The following is a 20,388-nucleotide window of genomic DNA, read 5'->3' as shown; positions in this document are numbered from 1 at the left end:
TAGATCGTAATCCTAACTAGCGAGGTGCACATCATTATTGGGTTAGGTTTTTTTAAAAAACAGGATCCGAAAGGCTCTGAGTTGAAACTAGCTATAAGATATCGTGTGTCTTATGTTTAATCAGGAAAATCGTATATCTGTATCTACTTTAAGTGTTACAATCTATAGAAGATAACCAATTGTGTAAAAATTGTGCAGAATAAAAGTATTGAAGGAGGGTCCCAAATGTTTCAACCTAAAAGTTTTTTTATAGCTGGTTTGAAAATTCTCGGTGTGTTAACAATCGTTTGGAGTTTTGTTCAGATTGCTCCAGTAGTTCTTCAGTTTTATTATGTTTATAACCAGCCGGATATGATGCCGGCAAACGATTTAAGTAATTATCGGTTGTCCCTGATCTTTCAAGTTGTCTACCCTATTGTGCTTGTGAGTATTGGGGTTTATTTGCTTAAAAGTGGTGAAGCTTTAATTCAATTCGCTTTTCGTGGCTGGGATGAAAAAAATGAAGAGGGTATTGGTCAATTGTTTAGGTTGTTTATGAAGCTTGCTGGGCTAGTTTTAATCATTTATTCCATTCCAACTGCATTTCAACTTTTATCCAATGTATTATTTATTTCATCAGCCAAAATAATCGGGACAAGCAATCAAATGAACTATATTGTTCAGAACCTTGTTTCAACAGTCGTTAATTTGTTATTGGGCTTATACTTGCTTAGAAGCGGCAACATTTTCTATAAAATTGGATTCAACAATACTAAGGAGACAGACTAAAAATGAATCAGTCAAAGTCCGTTTTGGGGAATTCACTTCAACTTCCTAATGGAACAATCATTAAGAATAGAATTTTTAAATCTGCGATGAGTGAAGCGCTGGGAACGACGCATCAAAATCCGAGTCAATCATTGGTTACTTTATATAAAACCTGGGCTGACGGTGGTGCGGGTATTGTCATGACGGGTAACGTTATGATAGATCGAAATGCTTTAGGTGAGCCGAATAACGTTGCTATAGAAGATGAACGTGATATAGAGATGTTAATGGAATGGGCGAAAGCTGGAACTGAAAATGGAACCCACCTTTGGATGCAACTGAACCATCCAGGAAAGCAATCACCTAAAATGATTTCAAAAGAACCTGTAGCACCAAGTGCGGTCCCTCTTACAGGGGGGTTAAAACGTTTCTTTAACGAGCCACGTGCTCTTAAGCTGTCGGAAATTGAAGACTTGATTAACCGATTTGGAGAAGCGGCAAGAATTGCGAAGAAAGCAGGCTTTACTGGCGTTCAGATTCATGCAGCACACGGATACCTTTTCAACCAGTTTTTATCCTCTCACCACAATCAGCGCACAGATGAATGGGGAGGAACCTTAGAAAATCGAATGAGGTTTTTGGAAGAAACATATCATGAAATCCGAAAACAAGTCGGGAACTCATTTCCAATCGGAATTAAATTGAACTCAGCTGATTTTCAAAAAGGTGGATTCACTGAAGATGAGTCTATGGATGTTCTTCAGAAAATGTCCGAAATAGGGATTGATCTCATTGAAATTTCGGGTGGAAATTACGAGAATCCGATAATGATGGGTGCAGATGTAAAAGACTCAACAAAAAAAGAGAAGCTTATTTTATAGAGTATGCTCAAAAGGCTCAGGAATTAATCTCCACTCCAATAGTAGTCACAGGCGGCTTTCGTTCACAAAAAGGGATGGAAGAAGCTATTGCAAACGGAGAAATTGATATGGTTGGAATCGCAAGACCTTTTGTCTTAGTGCCAGACTTGGCAAATAGAATCTTTAACGGCAGTTATAAAACTGTTGATGCTAAACCCATCAAAACAGGGATTAAACTAATAGATAAAAGTGCTTCGTTGTTAGAAATTGGTTGGTATGAACAGCAGTTAGCCAGAATCGGAAAATCTAAATCTCCAAATCCAAACCATAATGTTTGGGTTTCTATAATACAAAACGTTCTAGAGAATGGTCGTAGTGTCTTTTTAAGAAGAAGGGCATAGGATGATACCGTAATTCTGTGCAGTTTTTAAATAATTCGATACACTTATACAGCTACCTTGCAATACAAGAGTGCTTGCGATATAGTAAGAGTAACTTGTAATGCAAGGTAGTTCGAAATCAATACTCTTGCAATGCAAGGTACTGTGAAGGGGGTGTCCATTTGTCATCGACACAAATGCTGAAGGGCATAATTGAAGGCTGTTTGCTCGCAATAATAAAAAACAAAGAAGTCTATGGATACGAATTGGCTGAAAAACTGGAGAGTTATGGATTCGAGTCTTTTAGTGAAGGTACAATTTATCCTTTATTAATGCGAATGCAAAAGGAAGAATTGGTAACATCAAGGTTGAAAAAATCCACAGCTGGACCGAAAAGGAAATATTACTCACTTACACCCCGTGGCGAGCTTGAGTTGAAAGAATTTAAGAATCGCTGGAGCGGATTACAAAAAAACGTGAACAATGTGCTCCAAAGAGAATTAGACGCTAAAGGAGATGAGACAATTGAAAAATGAAGTGGAACTGTCCAAGAAAAGTCAAGAGTTCTTAGAAAACTTACGCGTTTATTTATTTTCTAGTGGAAAAAAGTCTGATGAGATGGAAGAGATATTAGATGAATTGGAAGCTCATTTATCGGAAGCCGAGAAAAATGGGAAATCAATTGAAAAGATAATAGGTGAATCCCCTAAAGAATATGTAGAAATGATTGCAAAGGAAATGGATGTTGATTATCGAGAATGGACGAAATATATTGTTCTTATCGTATTTGGGTCCTTTTCCTTTAAGATTTTCACAGATTTAATGCAAGGGAATCTCTCTTATTCTATTTTAGAAATTGTGGGACATTTGGTTGTTGTAACTCTATTTATTGCTGCTGTTTTCACTGCATTTAAATATATATCTACAATGGGGAAATCAGTTGTAAAACAAAGTTTGTTATACTTTGGGCTAGCGTTATTACCAATCTCCTCATTTGTGGGCCTGATCTATTTGAACAGAATTATGGACTCTCCAACCATTCATTTTGGTAGTATAGGAAGTCTTATCATCGGCGTGATCACAACGCTATTCATAGTAGGAATATCCATTTGGGCGAAGTCTTGGGTACTAGTTGTGATCTTGGTATTGTTAACAGTTCCGGAATATGTATTAAGTTTAGGTTCTCTACAATACGAAACACAATTAATTATAAGTACTATTATTACTTTTGGAGGAATTATGATTTACCTGTTCATATCGTTAAAATTAGAAAAGCCACGGAATCCATAGTTGCAGTGAAATATGGTCATTGCCGTATGGGCATTATAGTTGATGTTTTGAGGAGTGGAGAAATGAAGCAGTTTCATACTGCATTATCGTATGTTAATAAGACGATTTATGAACCGAATCACTTAACTGTAAAGTTGATTCAAGAAGAAAAACAAAATTGTAAGTATGGTGGGGGTAGATTTGAGGTATCTTCTAAAACAGTTCGATTTAGAGTTGCGAAGATAACTCCTACTAAAATAGGACAGTTCGTTGCTTTTTGGGAAAAAGATGAAAATAATAAAAACCAACCTTATTCCTATGAAGAATTCCCTGATTTATTAGTGATAACTACGTTTAATAATGAAAATGAATTAGGACAATTTGTTTTTCCTAAAGAAATCCTTTACGAGCAAAACATTCTTAAATCCGCTTCAACAAAAGGCAAAATGGCAATCAGAGTTTATCCGAGTTGGGATTTCCCGACTAGTATCCAAGCGAAGAACACCCAAAAATGGCAGTTGCCTTATTTTATTGATATGAGTACAGTGGGAAAGCTATCCATAGACAAAATAAGAGAGTTGTATTTGTTTTAGGTTTCTCAAACTTGCACTTTATTTCATTCGATTTGAAAACTTTATGTTCTAGCTTCACGTCCAATAGTTTGGAGACATATAAAGTAAGTCTGTTCTAGAACGATATCTTACATCAAGTTGTGTCCACCATCTACATACATAAGGAGATTAGGAAATTTATGAAAAAACACACATCGTTTCTACTAATCGCTGTTATGTCCTTGTTAACATTGGCGAGTTGTTCAAATGCTTCAAACACTAAAGAAGAAGAGGACTATGCGCAGAGTTTGACCTACTCAAATTTGACGGATGCGACAAGTCGAGATGAAGTGAAAGAAGCTCTTGAGTACGCTGGAGTTCCAACAGAAAATGTCGATACTTTTTTTCGAGGGGTTGACCATTTTAATAGTACAATTAAGGAAGAAGGCTTGACTGAAAAAGGATTTACAACGATTGATAGCCTAGAACCTGAATATGATCAACTCGCAATGCTGGATATGTGGGATGCAAAAAACCCCGAGTTCCTCGGATACAATTGCCGGATCACTTCGTATGATTTAATGAAAGATTCGATATCGATTGGCCAACCGGATGTCGAAAATGCGGATTGGTTAATGTTTGATGAGATGGCTTTGGAGCACAGTCCGGAAAAGTTATTTGACGAAGTCGAACAAGAACAATTTAGAACGTTATATTCTTTTGTACCGACAGAAAGCACTAAAGACATAGCCGTTCATGTGAAGAACATACAAGAAGACTGGAAAGAGAAAGAGATTCAATTTACAAACGATGACAAGACCTCACTTATTTCTGTGTTTTTTCATGATGAAGAAGGATACTTATTTATCGGTCATATCGGTGTCCTCATACCAACTGAGGATGGTAAGCTGTTGTTCCTTGAGAAGATAGGTTTACAAGAGCCTTATCAAGCATTGAAATTCAACAAGCGCGTTGAATTAAATGATTACTTAATGAATAAATACGACATCTCTTGGGACCAACCAACGGCAAAGCCTTTTATTATGGAGAATGATGAGCTGTTGGAAGGGTATAGAGAAAATCCGAACAACCGAGAGAATGATTGATTTGAGCATAAAGAATATAGACGAAAAAAGCCTAATTCCCAACTGAAAAGTAGAAGGGATTAGGCTTTTTTCTATGAAATGATACGTTTACAACCCACTAAAACTCATTCTTAAGTAAGAGAAGGTGTTTGTTTATTGTTCCGTACTATCGTCCAAGTACTGATTGCAACGATGATTAAAATCGTAACGGAAAGTGTTCCGTATTGGAAGCGAATGCTGTCTTGGTTTGCAAGTTTCCCGATTCCGTCGAGCACAATTGGCGACAAAAATTGTCCTAAAAATGTAAAGCTGGAAGTCACTGCAATTGCTTGGTCCGCCTGATGGAAGGGTACACTATCAAGGGCTTTTAAGACAAGGATAGGGAATAAGGAACCTTGTCCAAATCCGATGAGACAAACACTTAACATAACGATTGGAACACTATGGGTAAATGTTAATAAAAGAAAAGCGATACCCATCCCTGAAAGCATAATGGGTATGGCGTAATTTTTAAGTGTCAATTCAATTTGAACGAGTAATAAGCTCGTAATCATACCACCAACGGTCGTGAAAGATATGACTGTCCCGGCAAGTGCTGTGCCACCTAACTCGCTTTGTTCTAAGTAAATAGCGATGTTTGTGGCAATGGAATAATAGGCTAACATAATCCCACCCATTGCAAGTGCAAAACCGAACACAGCTAGCGGTAGCCTCGATTTCTTCTCATTCTTTTTCGGCTTTTGTAGTTCACCTTTAGGTAAAAAGAAGAAAACTAATATAAAGATGAAGAGTCCTAAAAAGTACACATTAAAAGGAACTCGCCAGCCAAATGTCGCAAGCCAACCGGCAAGTAACATCGTTAAGATTCCACCTAAATTACTAAAGGCGGAGTTGTAGCCCATCATTTTTGTTCGTTCCCTACCTATATAATAGTCATTGATAAGTGACATAGATAGAGGCATCACAAGTCCAACACCGGCACCTAAAATTAAACGAAAGAGTAATAGTAATTCAATCGTCGGTACAAACTGTGGGCCAATCCCACCGATTAAGTAAATAACCAATCCAATCAATATAATTGTTCTCTTCGTTAACTTAGAGGTTAAATAGCTGGATAGAAATGAAAATGGAATAATCATTATAGAGGGAGCGGTTAAGATGAGTTTAATCATCGTCGGACTTGCCTCTGGAAAGGCTTTTGCAATGAGTGCTAGCGCGGGGGAAATTGCAGCACCAGCCATTACTGTAGCCATCCCAATGGATAAAATTGTTGGTTTAAGCATTTTGTTAATCATAATCGCTTCCTTTTTAAAAAAATAAATTAGTTGAACGGGTACTATGTGAATCTATTTTTCACATAGTATCGATATTGATAGTCGCTTGTTTAAAGATTGTGCGTAGCGTATTCAAGTCCGAATCTGAGATGTCCTTGAATACTAAATTCATCATCTCTTTACCTTCGCTTTTTAGAGCATTAAGTGTTTCTCTACCTTTGTCCGTCAATACTAAGCGGACGACTCGGCGATCTGTTTCATTTCGTAATCGAGAAATGTAGCCATTTTCAATTAATAGATTTGAAGCAGTTGTGACAGCCCCAGCAGTAATATGCAAAGAACTTGCAAACTCGGACATTTTCATAGGGCCATTTTGTTCAAGCAAATACATAATCCGCGATTGTGAACCTGGAAAGGTTTTTGCATAAATATCTTTCCATAAATATTCCGTTTTTCTAGATAACTGCCAGAAAAGAATTTCAAACTCACGAAATTGTTCCAGTCGGTCCATTTATACCCTTCTTTCTAATCACTTTAATGAATATATACTTTAACCGTTAAACCTTTTAATAGTGTACGTGTATTTTAGGAGGGTGTCAATGATTTAATAGAGTAAACAACTAAAAGCACTTATGAAATCATTATTGATTTCATAAGTGCTTTTAGTTTTGAAACGTGCTCAATATCGGTAAAGTTCAACTGTTCCTATAAAAAGATGTTATTCTCCTGTTTTAGCAAAACGTTCAATTCTCGCACCAATTTCATCGCGTACTCGCTCGAAGAATGCCCATATCTCATCCTCTGTTCCTTCCGCTTTAGCAGGGTCATCAAAACCCCAATGAGCTCGTTTAGTTCCAGGTGGCGTCATTGGACACTTGTCAGCGGCATCTCCGCAAAGTGTGACGATAAAATCTGCATTGTGTAAAATTTCCAGATCAATACGATCCGAAGTTTGACTCGAAATATCGACACCGGCTTCATTCATCGCTTTAACAGCGCTTGGATTGACACCATGTGCTTCAATTCCTGCACTAAGAACTTGCCACTCGTTCCCAAGATATTTCTTACCCCATCCTTCAGCCATTTGGCTACGGCATGAGTTTCCTGTACATAAGAAATAGAGTGTCTTTTTAGACATAATGAACATCTCCTTTTTAGTTTATTGAATAAATGATAGCCATAAATACAGTCCGATTAGTGTAATTAGGAGTGTAGGGACTGTTAAAAGTATTCCAATCTTAAAATAGCGACCCCATGAGATCTTTATACCTTTTTGAGAGAGTACATGCAGCCATAATAAGGTAGCCAAGGATCCGATTGGTGTGATTTTGGGACCTAAATCCGACCCGATGATATTTGCATAAATCAAAGCTTCACGAATGGGCTCTGATGTACTCGTTTCTGATATTGCTAATGCATTAATCATAACTGTAGGCATATTATTCATAATGGAGGATAAGATTGCTGCAATAAACCCCATTGAAATCGTTGCAACAAAGAGTCCCTGATTGGCAGCCACTTGAATGACATCTGCCAAGACACTTGTTAAACCAACATTACGCAATCCGTAGACAACGACATACATACCAACAGAGAAGAATACGATTGCCCAAGGTGCACTTTTTAACACTTGTTTCGTTTGAACAGCAGCACTTCTTTGCGCCATGATCATAAAAAAGAGAGCCGTAATTCCAGCAATAATTGAAACAGGAAGTCCTGTAAGTCCGCTAGAGAAATAACCAATGAGTAATACGCTTAATATTACCCAAGAGAGACGAAACATTTTTAAATCCTTAATCGCTTCTTTTGGTTGTTTTAAATCGGAGACATTATAGTTTTTAGGTATGCTTTTGCGGAAGAATAACAACAGGACTAAAATACTTGCCACTAAAGCAAAAAGATTAGGAACAATCATTCGAGAAGCATATTCGACAAAGCCAATTCCGAAAAAGTCTGCCGAGACAATATTGACTAAGTTACTTACGACTAAAGGTAGCGAGGTTGTATCTGCAATAAAACCACTGGCAATGATGAAAGGGAAAATCATTTTTTCATTGAAATTCAAATTTCGTACCATTGCAAGCACAATTGGCGTTAGTATAAGGGCAGCCCCGTCATTTGCGAATAACGCCGCAACTGCAGCTCCTAGAATACTGACGTAAATAAACATGCGAATCCCGCTGCCTTTTGCTAATCTTGCCATATGTAGGGCAGACCACTCGAAGAATCCGATTTCATCTAAAATTAATGAAATAATAATGATAGCGATAAAAGCAAGCGTTGCATTCCAGACGATTCCTGTAACGTCAATGACGTCCTGAAAATTGACAACTCCTAATAGCAAAGCAATGAGTGCGCCGATACATGCAGACCATCCAATAGACAAGTTTCTAGGCTGCCATATAACAAAAATGAGTGTAATTATGAAAATTAATGAAGCGGTAATAACTGAAACCAATGGACTTTCTCCTCCCTATTCACAACAGACCCGAAGTCCTTTTGTTTTCAATTCAGTGATTGAATCACTTTGTTCTGGAAGATATTCTAGAATGCTTTTAACAAATGGATAATCTTCATGGCTTTCATTGATTGAGAAGAAGATCCATTGTCCTTTACGTTCTTCTTTTACTAATTTAATATCTCTAAGTTTACGCAAGTGCTGGCTAATTGCGGGCTGACTCATTTTAAAAATCTCCACAAATTCACACACACAGCATTCGTGTGACTTGAGTAACTTCATCATCGTCAAACGAGTTGGATCACCGAGTAGTTTTAATAATTGTGACGCACGATGAATATCAATCGTTTCAGTCTTATTCAAATATAACCCTCCGTTCCATTATTACTATATAAGCATGTGCTTATGTAGTCAAGGGTATTTTGGAATTCAGGCAGTGGACTCTCATTTTTTCATCCATCATAGAAAATGATGCCTCTCGCCACACAACTAGTAAACAAATGAATTGTTTAACCAGTCGTGAGACGTGCAGGCACCAGTAGTCATAATCGTATGGATATGTTGCTCTTTCAAAACCTGATTTCACAGTATATGTTCCAACGCTTTATCCATCGTAGAATAAGTAAACTTAAATCCTTCCTTATCTAACCTTTCGGGAACAACCCAACGACTTTTAAGCACCAATTCGGTTTCTGTGCGCAGAAAGACTGAACCCATTTCAAGCATCCATTTCGGTGCTGGAAAACCTATCTTTCGGTCCATCGACTTTCGCAGTTGTGACATAAATTCCTGGTTCGTGATGGGGTGGGGGGCTGAACAATTGAAAACTCCAGTCAACTGTTTGTTTTTTTGAATGAACAAAATAATGCGGAATACATCTTCAATATGAATCCAGCTGAACATTTGTTTTCCTGATCCTTGTACACCGCCGAGACCGAAACGAACCAGGTTGCGATAGGGTTCCATCACTCCGCCGTCCTTCCCAAGTACGATGGCTATTCTTAAGGCAACTTTCCTTGTTTGAGGAAGATTGAAAGAAAATAAGGATTCTTCCCATGCTTTAGCTACATCTACTGAGAAACCAGTTCCAATTTCACCTGTCGATTCTGTCATAGGACAATCTTCAGCGTGCCTGTAAATTGTAGCCGTACTTGAATTGATCCATAAAGAGGGTGGGTTTTTGCAAGCCAACAGTGCATTCCCAAGGATGTGAGTGGTTTCGGTTCTGGAATTAAGGATTTCTTTCTTGTTCTTCTCGTTGTAACGACAATTGACGGACTTCCCTGCAAGATTGATAAGCATTTCCGCATCTTCCAAAGCTTTGATAATACTCGTCTGATCTGTCCATGAAAGATGTTGTGCTTGCCTCGAAATAATCAGTACTTCATATCCTAAGTTCGTAAATTTCTTCTCAAAATAGTGACCTAAAAAGCCTGTTCCACCAGCAATAACGATTTTCTTTTTCATATCATTCACTCGTTTCTTGTTAGTTCTTACAAATAGGACGATAGTGAGACTACTTAAGATTCCGATAAAAGTCTGATTTGTATATCATTTTCTTTTTGAAACTTTTTCATCGCAAATCCGTAAGTATATAAAGGAGTGACCGTAATGAAGAGAACGATGATTTTGTTTCTATTTCTCGTTGCAGTTTTATTTCCGACAGCTGCATTCGCTGTGGATTTTGAAATATCGGACGTCATGATTACTGTCGATTTGCAACCTAGCGGAGATGCGGTTGTTATTGAAAAGCATACATATGTCTTTGACAGTAAATTTAAAGGGATTATCCGTACGTTGATTGCCAAAAAAGGGTCGGCAATTGCAGACTTCAAGGCTTATGAAAATGGTGAAACTCTTGAAGTGGAACAGAATAAGGGAGAATATAAGGTTTTTAGATCGGGCAATGATGAAACTGTTGTAGTTGAAATGCATTACGAGATTGTGAATGCGGTGCAGAAATATGATGATGGAGCTGAGTTTTACTGGCCATTCTTTGATAATCGAAATGAAACAGACTATAAAAATATGACGATTGAAGTATTTCCACCGTCACCAGCAAATGACGTACAGTACCTTGGTTACGATGTGGCTTATAAAAAAGGTTCGTTGGATTTAGAAGGAATGGTAACTTTTGCGATGGGATATGTTCCGTCAGGTGAAAATGGTGATGTGCGTGTTGTTTATGAATCGGAATTGTTTCCAGATGCGACAGCACTTAAAGGTACCATTCGTGATGAACTGATTGCGGAAGAAACGAAGATGGCGGATAAGGAAGCGGCGTTTATTGTAGGACGTGCGAATACGGCGAACTATGGCTTCCCTCTAATGGCTGGATTCGGAGTGTTTCTTCTTGGTTTAATCGGCTGGGGAACGATTTCATCACGTCGGAAAAAGAGCAATGTAAAAGTTAGGGAAGCAGAATTTTCAGTTCCGGCAGGTGAAATGAGCATGCCGGCAACAATCCATTATACGACGGGTAACGGTTTCAGTCCGGAGGCGACGTCGGCTGCTTTACTCGATCTCGTTCGAAAAGGGTATGTAAAGCAATTGTCGGATGATGAATTCGAATGTATTAGTCGGGATGTCGATTATCCTCATGAAGAAAGATTGATTAAGTTATTATTTGGCTATATCGGTAAAGATGAAATCTTCAAAATTAAGGATTTAGAAGTGTATACGAAAAACAAGAAGAATCATGCATCGTATAATGCAGCGCTGTTAAAATGGCGTGAGGGCATTACAGAGGAAATAAAGTCAAAAGAGCTATACGAGCAAAAAGTGGGATTGAGATGGATTATCGCTTTGTTGAGTACGGCGATGATTGTTGTCACGATTCAGTTTGGAATTTATGACCTCTTTATGTATATGGCGATTACAATTGTGTTGATGATCATTGGATTATCGTTTGCGATTTTTTATAAACCCAGAAACAAAGAGGGATATCGTATATTCCAAGAATGGCATCAGTTTAAAAAAGCGTTTCGTGATCTAGACCTTGATGAATGGAAACGACTATCGACAGATGACAAGTTCCGTTCATACACGTATGCAATCGGTTGTGGAGATAAAAGCTTTGGCAAACAGTTCACCGAATTTGCAGAAGCCGAAACCCGAACAAATCGTGAAAGTTCCAACTTTGGAAACATGAGCTTCATCTATTTCAATCCAATTATGATGACCTCTTCTTTTGTAAGCGCGAATACGAACACAGCAGCCAGTGACTCTTCAAGTTCCTATTCAGGTGGAGGAACTGGAGGCGGCGGTGGCGGTTCAGGAGCTTTTTGACGAAATATGTACAAAACCACGTATGCAATCATCGTCGATTGCATACGTGGTTTTTTCTATTTTAAAGCCTGGTTTTGGCTCTATTGTCGGTTTCTATGAACACTTAGGTTTTGTTCTTCTGAATTGAGTCTAAATCGTGTGAGTGACTGGCACCGCAAGATAAAAAGTATAGAATACTTCTTTTGAAACACACTGTACTATGAGGGACTTTGCCATTTTCATTTCAATTGAAGGAGTTAACCAAAATGAAGAATCCAAATCTTAGAAAGTTAGCGGAAATTAGAGATGCTCTCAATTCAAAGTTTTATGAACGTGAAAAACAAGTGGAGGGAATTCTTGTGGCTCTCCTTTCTAGGCAACATATGTTGATGATTGGTCCAGCGGGAACTGCTAAGTCGGCATTGTCGGTGGAATTGGCAAAGATTATAAATGGAACGACGTATTTTCAGTGGTTGCTCACTCGGTTCAGTACTCCAGAAGAAGTCTTTGGTCCACTGTCTTTAAAAGACCTTGAAAAGGGAATATACAAGAGAGTTACAACGACAAAAATGCCGGAAGCCCATCTCGTTTTTTTGGATGAAATCTTTAAAGCGAATTCTGCAATTTTAAACAGTCTACTAACTCTTATTAATGAAAGACTCTTTTATAACGACGGCTCGCCGGTTCAAGTTCCCTTGATGTCTGTTATAGGGGCGTCCAATGAATACCCTGAGGAGGGGGAAGGGCTTGAAGCGTTATTCGATCGTTTCCTTTTACGCTTTGAAATCGATTTTATCGCAGATGAAACGAACTTTGTTTCTATGATGAAAGGCATTGGACAAACTCAGGAAATGCCGTCCATCACTAAGGAAGAACTGACGCAACTTCAGTTGTTGACGGATGAGGTATTCATTCCGGACGAAGTGTATGAAGCTCTATCTAGGATCCGCATAGAATTGCGAGATGAAGGCATTCGGCCGTCAGATCGGAGGTTCAAGCAGTCCTTAAGTGTGTTGCAAGCGAAGGCGTTGCTTAACCAAAGGCAAGTTGTCAACATAGACGATATCGAAATTCTTGAAAATGCTCTTTGGGAAACGGTTGACCAAATAAGTACCGTCTCTAACGTAATTCGAAATCACTCTCAAAACGCTGTTACTCAATCTCTGTACACCATACAAAATGAAGCGACGGACGTTTATTATTCCATGGTGCAAGATCACTCGCCAGAAGCTGGAATGGAAGCGAATGTAAAAATGAAAGCTTTATTAGCTGATTTGAATCAACTTAAAACCCACAATCAAAGTAGAAAAGCCGACATCAATGGATTAATCGATAAAGTGACCTCAATGCAACATGAAATCTTAGATCGTATTTTAGATCCGTATTACTTTGAGGCACAAAAGGGAAAAAGAAAGTCTACCAGCGTCTTTTTTTAACTATGAAAGGGAGTGTTCGCCGTGAAGATCCATAAGCATCACAAGGACAATCATTCCGTGCTGAACACAGATGCATTCGACAAGAGACGCTTCAAAGAAATCTTTGAGATGTCTTCTGCCCTTCAAAGAATTAGGGGCGAAGGAGTCTTACCGATGTTTGAGCACTTACTTGCCGATATTTGGGCTTCATTATATAAGATGAAACCTGAAATTACGGTAGATGAAGTAGACAGTGACCTTAAAGTGAATAAATTAGTGCTAGAAAGAATTATGACGGATGAGTCCTATACCCACTTCAGGAATTTCACGAAACTGGATGACTTGGCGTCTGCAATTGGTACGGTGAAATTGGGAGAGAAAACGAACCAGTGGCTAGCAGAGCAAATAATTAATGATGATGACTTTCAAAAACAGCTGGCTCAAATTCACCCAATTTACATGGAACTCCAAATGAATGAACAATTGGAGGGAGAATTAATAGAAGCTTCCACGAACTTGAATGAAAAATTGAAACAGATGCTTCAAGACAATAGTGAGAGTTTTTCACAAGAGTTGGCTTTAGCTGTAGAAGAGACTAGGCAGGTGAATGAAGGCTTAAAGTCTTTGTTTGGCGGCTGCAGTGCGGGAAGTGGTGAAGCAGAACTCAAAAAGATTCCCTTGAGAGACCAACTCGCGTTAGCTGAAAAAATCGCATCAACTAAAAAAATGAAAGAAATTGCAGAGTGGGCCGGTCGTTTTAAACAGGTCGTCCGTAAAAAGCAAAAAACCAAGCGCAGCACTTCAATGGAAAGAAGCGGCGTTACTTTAGGGAATCACATTGAAAGATTGTTGCCAATGGAATTGGGTTTTTACATACATCCACTCACAAGAAAGGATTTCTTACGCCGTTTTGTAGACGGTCAAACGATGCAATATGAGCAAAAGGGACGTGAGGTGTTAGGGAAAGGACCCATCATACTTTGTTTGGATCAGTCTGGGAGTATGGATAAGTTAGACGCTCAGTCTAAAGGTTTTACGCTAGCGCTTATGTCGATTGCAAAAAAACAAAGGCGGAATTTTTGTTTGATTTTATTCTCTACTCGTACTCAAGTACTGACATATGGAAAAGGGTCTATAAAAAGTTCGGATATGATCACTTTAGCCCAAACATTCTTAGGTGGAGGCACAGATTTTACACTTGCTTTGACTCAAGCGGTGAATACAATTAATGAAAGTGCGTTTAAAGAAGCTGATTTAATTTTTGTTACGGATGGTGAAGATTGCTTAGAAAATTTATTTCTGGAAGAATTTGTGAAGCAAAAGAAAGAAAAGGAGTTTAATGTACTGTCCCTAGTAATAGGCGATTGCGTAGATTCAGTAGAATCCTTTTCAGATAAAGTTGTCCAAATTCAAGATTTTGATGACGAAGGGAGTTTTAGGGCATTTGAAATATAAATGTGAATTTAAATTTGAGCACTGTCTTTTGACTGTGCTTTTTATTTTGCGGAGCAATACTCCTATGCAAACTTGACAGACAATTAGAATTACACATATGCTATTGATAGTTTGATAGTGAGGTGGCTAAGAGTTTTGACAATATATAAGAATGAAAATATCAAAACGTTTACGAGTCTAGCCTTTGCTATTTCAGGTTTTTTAGTTATGATTTTATTCTTGCCCGATACTTTTTCCAGTTCTGCCAAGATAATGACAGGTATTATTACTCTGGGAATCATCTTATGGAGCTTTGAACCAATACCTATGGGACTAACTGCACTCATTATTTTAATATTAATGCTTATATTTAATGTGGCGGAAACCTCTATTGTTTTTAGCGGATTTTCTTCTCCCGCTACGTATTTGATTGTCGGTGGGATGATGCTTGCAACCGCTGTGAACGAAACATCTCTGATTAAGAGAATGTCTTATAAAATATTGAAAAGGTGGGGAAGTACTTCAAAGGGGTTATTAGGGAGCATTATCATCATTCAGCAAATTCAAGCATTTTTTATTCCTGCAACCGCTGTCCGATCGGCCCTTATGTTGCCGGTCTCTAAGATGATTATTGAAACGGTAGATGCTAAGCCTGGAAGTAATTTAAGAAAAATGATTGTACTTGGTGTGGCTTATGGCGGTACTATTAGTGGAACCGCCGTCATGACTGCTGCAATTGGAAATATTTTAACCGTAGAACTTCTAAATCGGTTTGCGGGTATTAAAATATCCTATTTCCAATGGTTTTTCTATACATTTCCTTTGTGGCTGATCCTAATTCCATCCATATGGCTTCTCCTACTAAAAGTGTTTCCATTGCCTAAGGAGCAGCAATTCTTTCCTGAAATTGAATCTGAAATGAATGATAGACTCAAAGAATTAGGGTCTGTAGGCAGGGAAGAAATTCGCTGTTTCATTATCCTGATTTTTTTGGTCGTTTTGTGGTTAACTGAACCAATCCATGGAATGCATCCAAGTATCCCGGCTTTAATAGGAGTTGTGCTTATGACTTTGCCAAAAGTGGGAGTCGCTTCTTGGGAACATGTTGTGAAAATAAATTACAATACCGTCTTATTGTTGAGCGTCACTTTGTCAATGGGGTATACATTTGTCGAATCAGGTGCAGCAGAAACAATAAGTGAATATTTAAGTGCGGATTGGTTTATGTCGTTACTTCAAAATCCGTTGTCAGCAGTTATTGTTGTTGTGGTGACTGCGCAGATTTTTCATAAAATGATATCAAACGTCTCGACGGCAGTTGTAACATTGGTGCCAATCCTTATAAGTGTGGCTGCGAATGCAGGAACGGATCCTTTGTTAGTCGGATTTGTAGCAGGATTAACCTGTTTGTTTGGCTTCATATTGGTTGTAGAATCCATGCCCAATATTTTGGCGCACAGTACTGGGATGATCACACAGAAAGACTTTTTGAAACCTGGTTTGTACGCAACACTTATTACAATACTTGCAACAATCCTTGTCGCGGTAACTTGGTGGAGATGGATTGGTTTGCTAGTAATATAAAAAAGATGTCTTTACTTAGGTTGAATTTTAATATCTTAATTAGAATTGAAAATCATTTCATTTGCTATTTCAGCATATATGGGTTATTGTTAAGAAGAGTTATTTTTGTTCGTTTTCAGATTGAGAAAAGATTTTGTTTTTCGTCTAAGGTATTTGAGCAAGGATAGTAACATATTGTGTGGATATCCACACATAGGAGGCAACATATATGGAACAAGGTACAGTTAAGTGGTTTAATGCAGAAAAAGGTTTTGGATTTATCGAGCGTGAAGCAGGGGATGACGTTTTCGTACATTTCTCAGCAATTCAAAGCGAAGGTTTCAAATCTTTAGACGAAGGTCAAAGTGTAACATTTGAAATTGAAGAAGGACAACGTGGCCTACAAGCTACAAACGTTCAAAAAGCTTAATAATAGCTTAAAAAGACCCTACATTTATGTAGGGTCTTTTTTTTCCCCTAAAATAATTTTATTGGACATGGTACCAGCTATTCATTCGAATAAAAGTGAGGAAATGTGTTTTTTTATGCGGAGTCCATCGAGAAGCGAAACCTTTCCTACCCTAATGTTCGTATCAATAGTTTAATTATGCTTGTTCCGGCTTTCACTGATCCTATTGGCGTCGACGTCTGCGATAAAGACGTTCTGTCATAACCACTGCATGACTGACTCCGTATGGGCCAACAGCTAAAAGCATACTCAAAGATGAATGAATTCCAATTCGTCCTGAGGACAGATGAAACAGCCAACTGGTAGCAAAGCGTTAGGAGTATATCTATTGCAATGGTTTTGAATCTTAAAGGATGTTGTTTAGGAAAATAAAGAGAGAGTCCAATTCGTATGCGAATTTGGACTCTCTTTTTGTATTTAATTTAGTTTTTTAATACCTTGGTGTCTTTAACATATATTGCCGGCAAATCACTTTAATTTAAACGTCCCAACAAGTTTCCCTAACTCCTCGGCCATGTTGGACAAAGAAGTAGATGCAGCGGCTACTTCTTGGATAGATGCACTTTGCTCTTCTGATGCGGCAGCAAGGGTACCGGTCAATTCAGCAGATTGACTGACCATCTTAGCAGTCTCTTCGACTGCTTGTACCATTTGCTCGGTGCCATCATTCACGTGACGGACTGAAGATGATACTTGCTTGGCCTCTTTTACGATTTCCATTGTAGACTGTTCGATTTGCTCAAACTCTTGACCTGTAAATCGTAGAGATTCAATACCATCTTGTACGGACTGTTCACCTTCAACCATCATTTGAACCGATTGCTCAATATCTCCTTGTATACCGAGAACGAGCTGGTTAATTTGTGAAGCTGATCGATTTGATTCTTCTGCTAACTTTCTTACTTCGTCTGCAACTACTGCGAAGCCTTTTCCATGCTCACCAGCGCGAGCCGCTTCGATTGCGGCATTTAATGCGAGTAGATTTGTTTGCGCTGAAATGTCCGCTATTAGCCCAACAATCTTTCCAATTTCGTTGGATTTACTTCCGAGCTGATGAATAGAGGAACCAGCTTGAGAAGTTTTTGTTTGAATCTCTTCCATTATCCTTGAAGACTTTTCTAACTCTGACTTACCGAGTTGCATTTTTTTATAGGATTCATCTGCTGCTTCTCTTACGCGTTCCATGTAGAATTGAATATCATTAATGCTTTTGGCCATTGTTTGCACCGTTCTTTCTGAGTCTTGTGCCATCGTAGATTGTGACTCTGCACTTTCGGAAATATCTTGAGTGGAGCCCACAATTTGATCCGTTGCTCTATTTGTTTCTTCTGCGCTTGCCGCAAGTTCTTCAGAATAGGCAGCCAAAGTGGAAGATACATCGGATATGTTTTCGATTACATGAGAAAGATTATTTTTCATGAGATCCATACTATCTCCTAGTTCACCAATTTCATCAGTTCTTTTCATATTTAAATTTTCAACAGTTAAATTATTTTCGCTTAATTCATGTAGTTGATTTTTCACACGGATAATGGACTTGGAAATATTGTCTGCAAATGTATATACGACAATCCCTCCAACAACCACCTAAATAGCAAGTGTTATTAAGAAGGTCCATAGTATTTGACTCGAACTTTCGTTAAAGTCTTCTAAGTAAGATCCAGCTGTTACTATCCAACCCCAATTCGGATCTAAATCATTGTACATAATTTTTTCTCCAATACGATCCGGCTCATTTGGGAAGTTCCAAAGATAAGTTGTGAATCCGCCACCGTTCTGGGCAGCTTTAATCTGTTCTTGAACTAAATATTGACCACTCTTATCTTGTGTTTCCCAAACGTTTTGTCCTTCGATTGTAGGGTGGGCAACTTCATTTCCTTCTGCATCATAAACAACAAAATATCCGTGCTTTCCGAGATTTATATCTGAATTAATAGGTCTTTTTCCTTCTTCATCCAACTCGCCAAGCAAATAGACTTTTACTTGTTCCTGGGCTTCCTCTAAACTTAGATTTCCTGCTTCAACTTCATTATTTAAGGCATCAATTGTTTGCATAGCCATTGTCACGGCATTTTGAATGGTTACTTTCCCTGCAGTATCTAACCCTTGACTTGCAGATTTATAACTCATTAAACCGACAATTAAACTTGGAACAACTAAGAGTAGGACGGAAACAAATATTATTTTTGATTTAATACTTTTTATTCTCAACTTTAAACAACCCCATCCTAATATAGTAACTGATTCTTCTATCTATATCGGCAATTAAAAGTGTTCTTACATCTTATTTTACAAAGAAATGATCATTCAACTTCTAAATCCAATTTTAATAATCTGTTTACTAAATAATGCACAATTATTATGGAAACTATATAATTTAAAAAGAAATAAAAAATGTCGGATTTTAGTGGTTTTATTCTTTGGAGCGGTTAACTTCGACATTGTTATGAGGGAAGCAGATGTGAAAGAATTCGTTAATTTAAAAGGAGTGATGGCTGGTGACCCATAAGCGAGTGATGTGGCTGGAGTTGTTTTTTGATTTAATTTTTGTTGCGGCAATAGCGAAAGCAACACGCGTATTGCTCCACTTGGAAAACGGAGTGATTCCCTTAGAATACCTGTTCAAGTTTGCCTTGATCTTCATCCCAATCTGGTGGTCCTGGGTAGGTCATACACTTTATACGAACCGGTTTGGGGAAGAGAAACTATCGCATCGCTTATTTATGATTGTGCAAATGTTTTTTATGGTTATGTTGACAGCGAGCCTGTCACCAGACTTTGATAGCTACTATATTCCATTTTTAATCGGGTATATTGGTGTTCGTTTCGTAACGTCACTGCAATACATTTACACCATCCGTGATGTCCACGGAGGAGAGCGTGAGGTGGCAAAAAGATTAGGGTTCGGGTTTCTGATTGGAATCAGTATTTCTCTTTCATCTCTGTTCTTCGATACTTGGGTAAGATACTTTCTCTTGTATCTGGGTATTTTTGTGGATATCTTAGTTCCAATCCTAAATAGACAATACTTGAAAAGAGTACCGGTCAACACGCCACACCTATTGGAACGATTTGGTCTGTTGACAATTATTGTATTCGGGGAATCCATTGTAAGCCTTGTCGCTATATTTGAGACAGAAGCGTTTCTGTGGAGTGAAGTATCTCTTATTTTCTTGGCGTTTTTATTGATCATTACGATGTGGTGGCAGTATTTCGATAACCTTGAGAAGAAAATCGATAAAGAGGCCGTTACTTCTGGGCAAGTGATTATTTATGGTCACTTATTTATCTTGATGTCGTTGAGCTTGTTTGCTGCTGTAATTCAGATGAGTTACCTGTATGAAGTAAACCCAACATTCCTGTTAATATTGACTTTTGGTACTGCTTTTGTCTATTTTTTATCTACGACGGCAGTGTTTCATAAATATCGTATACCTGAGCATCGGTTGAAGATATGGCATTTACTATTATTCCTCGCTATTTTAACTACTTTTCTCGTATTCAATCTTCTTTTTCCCGTTTCGGTGCTTATTTTATTGACCGAGTTGCTGATCTTTTTTATTGTATACACTATTATTACGACCAAATAGTGCATTTAAAAGTATTGTTCATTCCG

At 38.1% G+C, this 20,388-nt stretch carries 21 protein-coding genes; 13 read left to right on the top strand and 8 right to left on the bottom strand.

Annotation, left to right across the window (positions count from 1 at the left end; genetic code table 11):
* The first annotated feature begins 225 nt into the window (after nt 1-225).
* The 7 genes from ACFSFY_RS15970 to ACFSFY_RS15940 all read left to right on the top strand — a co-directional run bounded on the left by ACFSFY_RS15970 (nt 226) and on the right by ACFSFY_RS15940 (nt 4,913).
* Entirely contained in the window at nt 226-768 is a 543-nt protein-coding gene (locus ACFSFY_RS15970; protein WP_381539774.1) for a hypothetical protein, read from the top strand.
* Between the two features lie 2 nt (nt 769-770).
* Entirely contained in the window at nt 771-1,628 is an 858-nt protein-coding gene (locus ACFSFY_RS15965; RefSeq protein ID WP_381539772.1) for an NADH:flavin oxidoreductase/NADH oxidase family protein, read from the top strand.
* Nucleotides 1,625-2,008, top strand: a complete 384-nt coding sequence (locus ACFSFY_RS15960) for an oxidoreductase (RefSeq protein WP_381539924.1) — start codon at nt 1,625-1,627, stop codon at nt 2,006-2,008. Before ACFSFY_RS15965 ends, ACFSFY_RS15960 begins: the two co-directional genes overlap by 4 nt.
* Nucleotides 2,009-2,184: 176 nt before the next feature.
* Entirely contained in the window at nt 2,185-2,523 is a 339-nt protein-coding gene (locus ACFSFY_RS15955; protein ID WP_381539922.1) for a PadR family transcriptional regulator, read from the top strand.
* The gene (locus ACFSFY_RS15950; protein WP_381539771.1) at nt 2,513-3,277 is read left to right on the top strand and encodes an HAAS domain-containing protein; all 765 of its coding nucleotides are present in this window, start codon (nt 2,513-2,515) and stop codon (nt 3,275-3,277) included. Before ACFSFY_RS15955 ends, ACFSFY_RS15950 begins: the two co-directional genes overlap by 11 nt.
* 62 nt (nt 3,278-3,339) lie before the next feature.
* Entirely contained in the window at nt 3,340-3,849 is a 510-nt protein-coding gene (locus ACFSFY_RS15945) for a MepB family protein (RefSeq protein WP_381539769.1), read from the top strand.
* A gap of 158 nt (nt 3,850-4,007) precedes the next feature.
* Nucleotides 4,008-4,913: a DUF4300 family protein gene (locus ACFSFY_RS15940; RefSeq protein ID WP_381539767.1), complete on the top strand. Its 906-nt coding sequence runs from the start codon at nt 4,008-4,010 to the stop codon at nt 4,911-4,913.
* A 110-nt stretch (nt 4,914-5,023) separates the two neighbouring features.
* On the opposite strand, the gene ACFSFY_RS15935 is transcribed toward ACFSFY_RS15940, so the two are convergent.
* The 6 genes from ACFSFY_RS15935 to ACFSFY_RS15910 all read right to left on the bottom strand — a co-directional run bounded on the left by ACFSFY_RS15935 (nt 5,024) and on the right by ACFSFY_RS15910 (nt 10,091).
* The gene (locus ACFSFY_RS15935) at nt 5,024-6,187 is read right to left on the bottom strand and encodes an MFS transporter (RefSeq protein ID WP_381539765.1); all 1,164 of its coding nucleotides are present in this window, start codon (nt 6,185-6,187) and stop codon (nt 5,024-5,026) included.
* A 58-nt stretch (nt 6,188-6,245) separates the two neighbouring features.
* Nucleotides 6,246-6,677 carry a MarR family transcriptional regulator gene (locus tag ACFSFY_RS15930; protein ID WP_381539763.1) on the bottom strand — a complete coding sequence of 144 codons (432 nt, stop codon included), beginning with the start codon at nt 6,675-6,677 and terminating at the stop codon, nt 6,246-6,248.
* A gap of 207 nt (nt 6,678-6,884) precedes the next feature.
* Nucleotides 6,885-7,304, bottom strand: a complete 420-nt coding sequence (gene arsC / locus ACFSFY_RS15925) for an arsenate reductase (thioredoxin) (protein WP_381539761.1) — start codon at nt 7,302-7,304, stop codon at nt 6,885-6,887.
* Nucleotides 7,305-7,325: 21 nt separating this feature from the next.
* Nucleotides 7,326-8,624, bottom strand: coding sequence for an arsenic transporter (locus ACFSFY_RS15920; RefSeq protein WP_381539759.1), 1,299 nt, complete (start codon nt 8,622-8,624; stop codon nt 7,326-7,328).
* 15 nt (nt 8,625-8,639) lie between these two features.
* Nucleotides 8,640-8,987, bottom strand: a complete 348-nt coding sequence (locus ACFSFY_RS15915) for an ArsR/SmtB family transcription factor (RefSeq protein WP_381539757.1) — start codon at nt 8,985-8,987, stop codon at nt 8,640-8,642.
* A 219-nt stretch (nt 8,988-9,206) separates the two neighbouring features.
* A complete protein-coding gene (locus ACFSFY_RS15910; RefSeq protein ID WP_381539755.1) occupies nt 9,207-10,091 on the bottom strand; it encodes a TIGR01777 family oxidoreductase in 885 nt (294 codons plus the stop codon).
* 144 nt (nt 10,092-10,235) lie between these two features.
* Between ACFSFY_RS15910 and ACFSFY_RS15905 the strand changes: the two genes are divergently transcribed.
* The 5 genes from ACFSFY_RS15905 (at nt 10,236) to ACFSFY_RS15885 (ending at nt 16,733) form a co-directional block, all read left to right on the top strand.
* Complete coding sequence (locus ACFSFY_RS15905) at nt 10,236-11,912, top strand: DUF2207 domain-containing protein (RefSeq protein WP_381539753.1); 1,677 nt, start codon at nt 10,236-10,238, stop codon at nt 11,910-11,912.
* Nucleotides 11,913-12,157: 245 nt separating this feature from the next.
* Nucleotides 12,158-13,327, top strand: coding sequence for an AAA family ATPase (locus ACFSFY_RS15900; protein WP_381539751.1), 1,170 nt, complete (start codon nt 12,158-12,160; stop codon nt 13,325-13,327).
* 21 nt (nt 13,328-13,348) lie between these two features.
* Nucleotides 13,349-14,761 carry a VWA domain-containing protein gene (locus ACFSFY_RS15895; RefSeq protein WP_381539749.1) on the top strand — a complete coding sequence of 471 codons (1,413 nt, stop codon included), beginning with the start codon at nt 13,349-13,351 and terminating at the stop codon, nt 14,759-14,761.
* A 135-nt stretch (nt 14,762-14,896) separates the two neighbouring features.
* Entirely contained in the window at nt 14,897-16,324 is a 1,428-nt protein-coding gene (locus tag ACFSFY_RS15890) for an SLC13 family permease (RefSeq protein ID WP_381539747.1), read from the top strand.
* A gap of 208 nt (nt 16,325-16,532) precedes the next feature.
* On the top strand, nt 16,533-16,733 hold the full coding sequence (locus ACFSFY_RS15885; RefSeq protein ID WP_381539745.1) for a cold-shock protein: 201 nt from the start codon (nt 16,533-16,535) through the stop codon (nt 16,731-16,733).
* A 507-nt stretch (nt 16,734-17,240) separates the two neighbouring features.
* Here the strand turns inward: ACFSFY_RS15885 and ACFSFY_RS15880 are convergent.
* Nucleotides 17,241-18,359, bottom strand: coding sequence for a methyl-accepting chemotaxis protein (locus tag ACFSFY_RS15880; RefSeq protein ID WP_381539743.1), 1,119 nt, complete (start codon nt 18,357-18,359; stop codon nt 17,241-17,243).
* Nucleotides 18,360-18,983 carry a cache domain-containing protein gene (locus tag ACFSFY_RS15875; RefSeq protein ID WP_381539741.1) on the bottom strand — a complete coding sequence of 208 codons (624 nt, stop codon included), beginning with the start codon at nt 18,981-18,983 and terminating at the stop codon, nt 18,360-18,362. It lies immediately after the preceding gene.
* Nucleotides 18,984-19,270: 287 nt separating this feature from the next.
* On the opposite strand from ACFSFY_RS15875, the gene ACFSFY_RS15870 reads away from it, so the two are divergent.
* Entirely contained in the window at nt 19,271-20,362 is a 1,092-nt protein-coding gene (locus ACFSFY_RS15870; RefSeq protein ID WP_381539739.1) for a low temperature requirement protein A, read from the top strand.
* The last annotated feature ends 26 nt before the right edge of the window (nt 20,363-20,388 follow it).

The sequence above is a fragment of the Sporosarcina siberiensis genome (assembly GCF_042681925.1).
GTDB lineage: Bacteria > Bacillota > Bacilli > Bacillales_A > Planococcaceae > Sporosarcina > Sporosarcina siberiensis.
The sequence above is the reverse complement of the archived record's forward strand: the minus strand, read 5'-3'. Positions and strand labels throughout refer to the sequence as shown.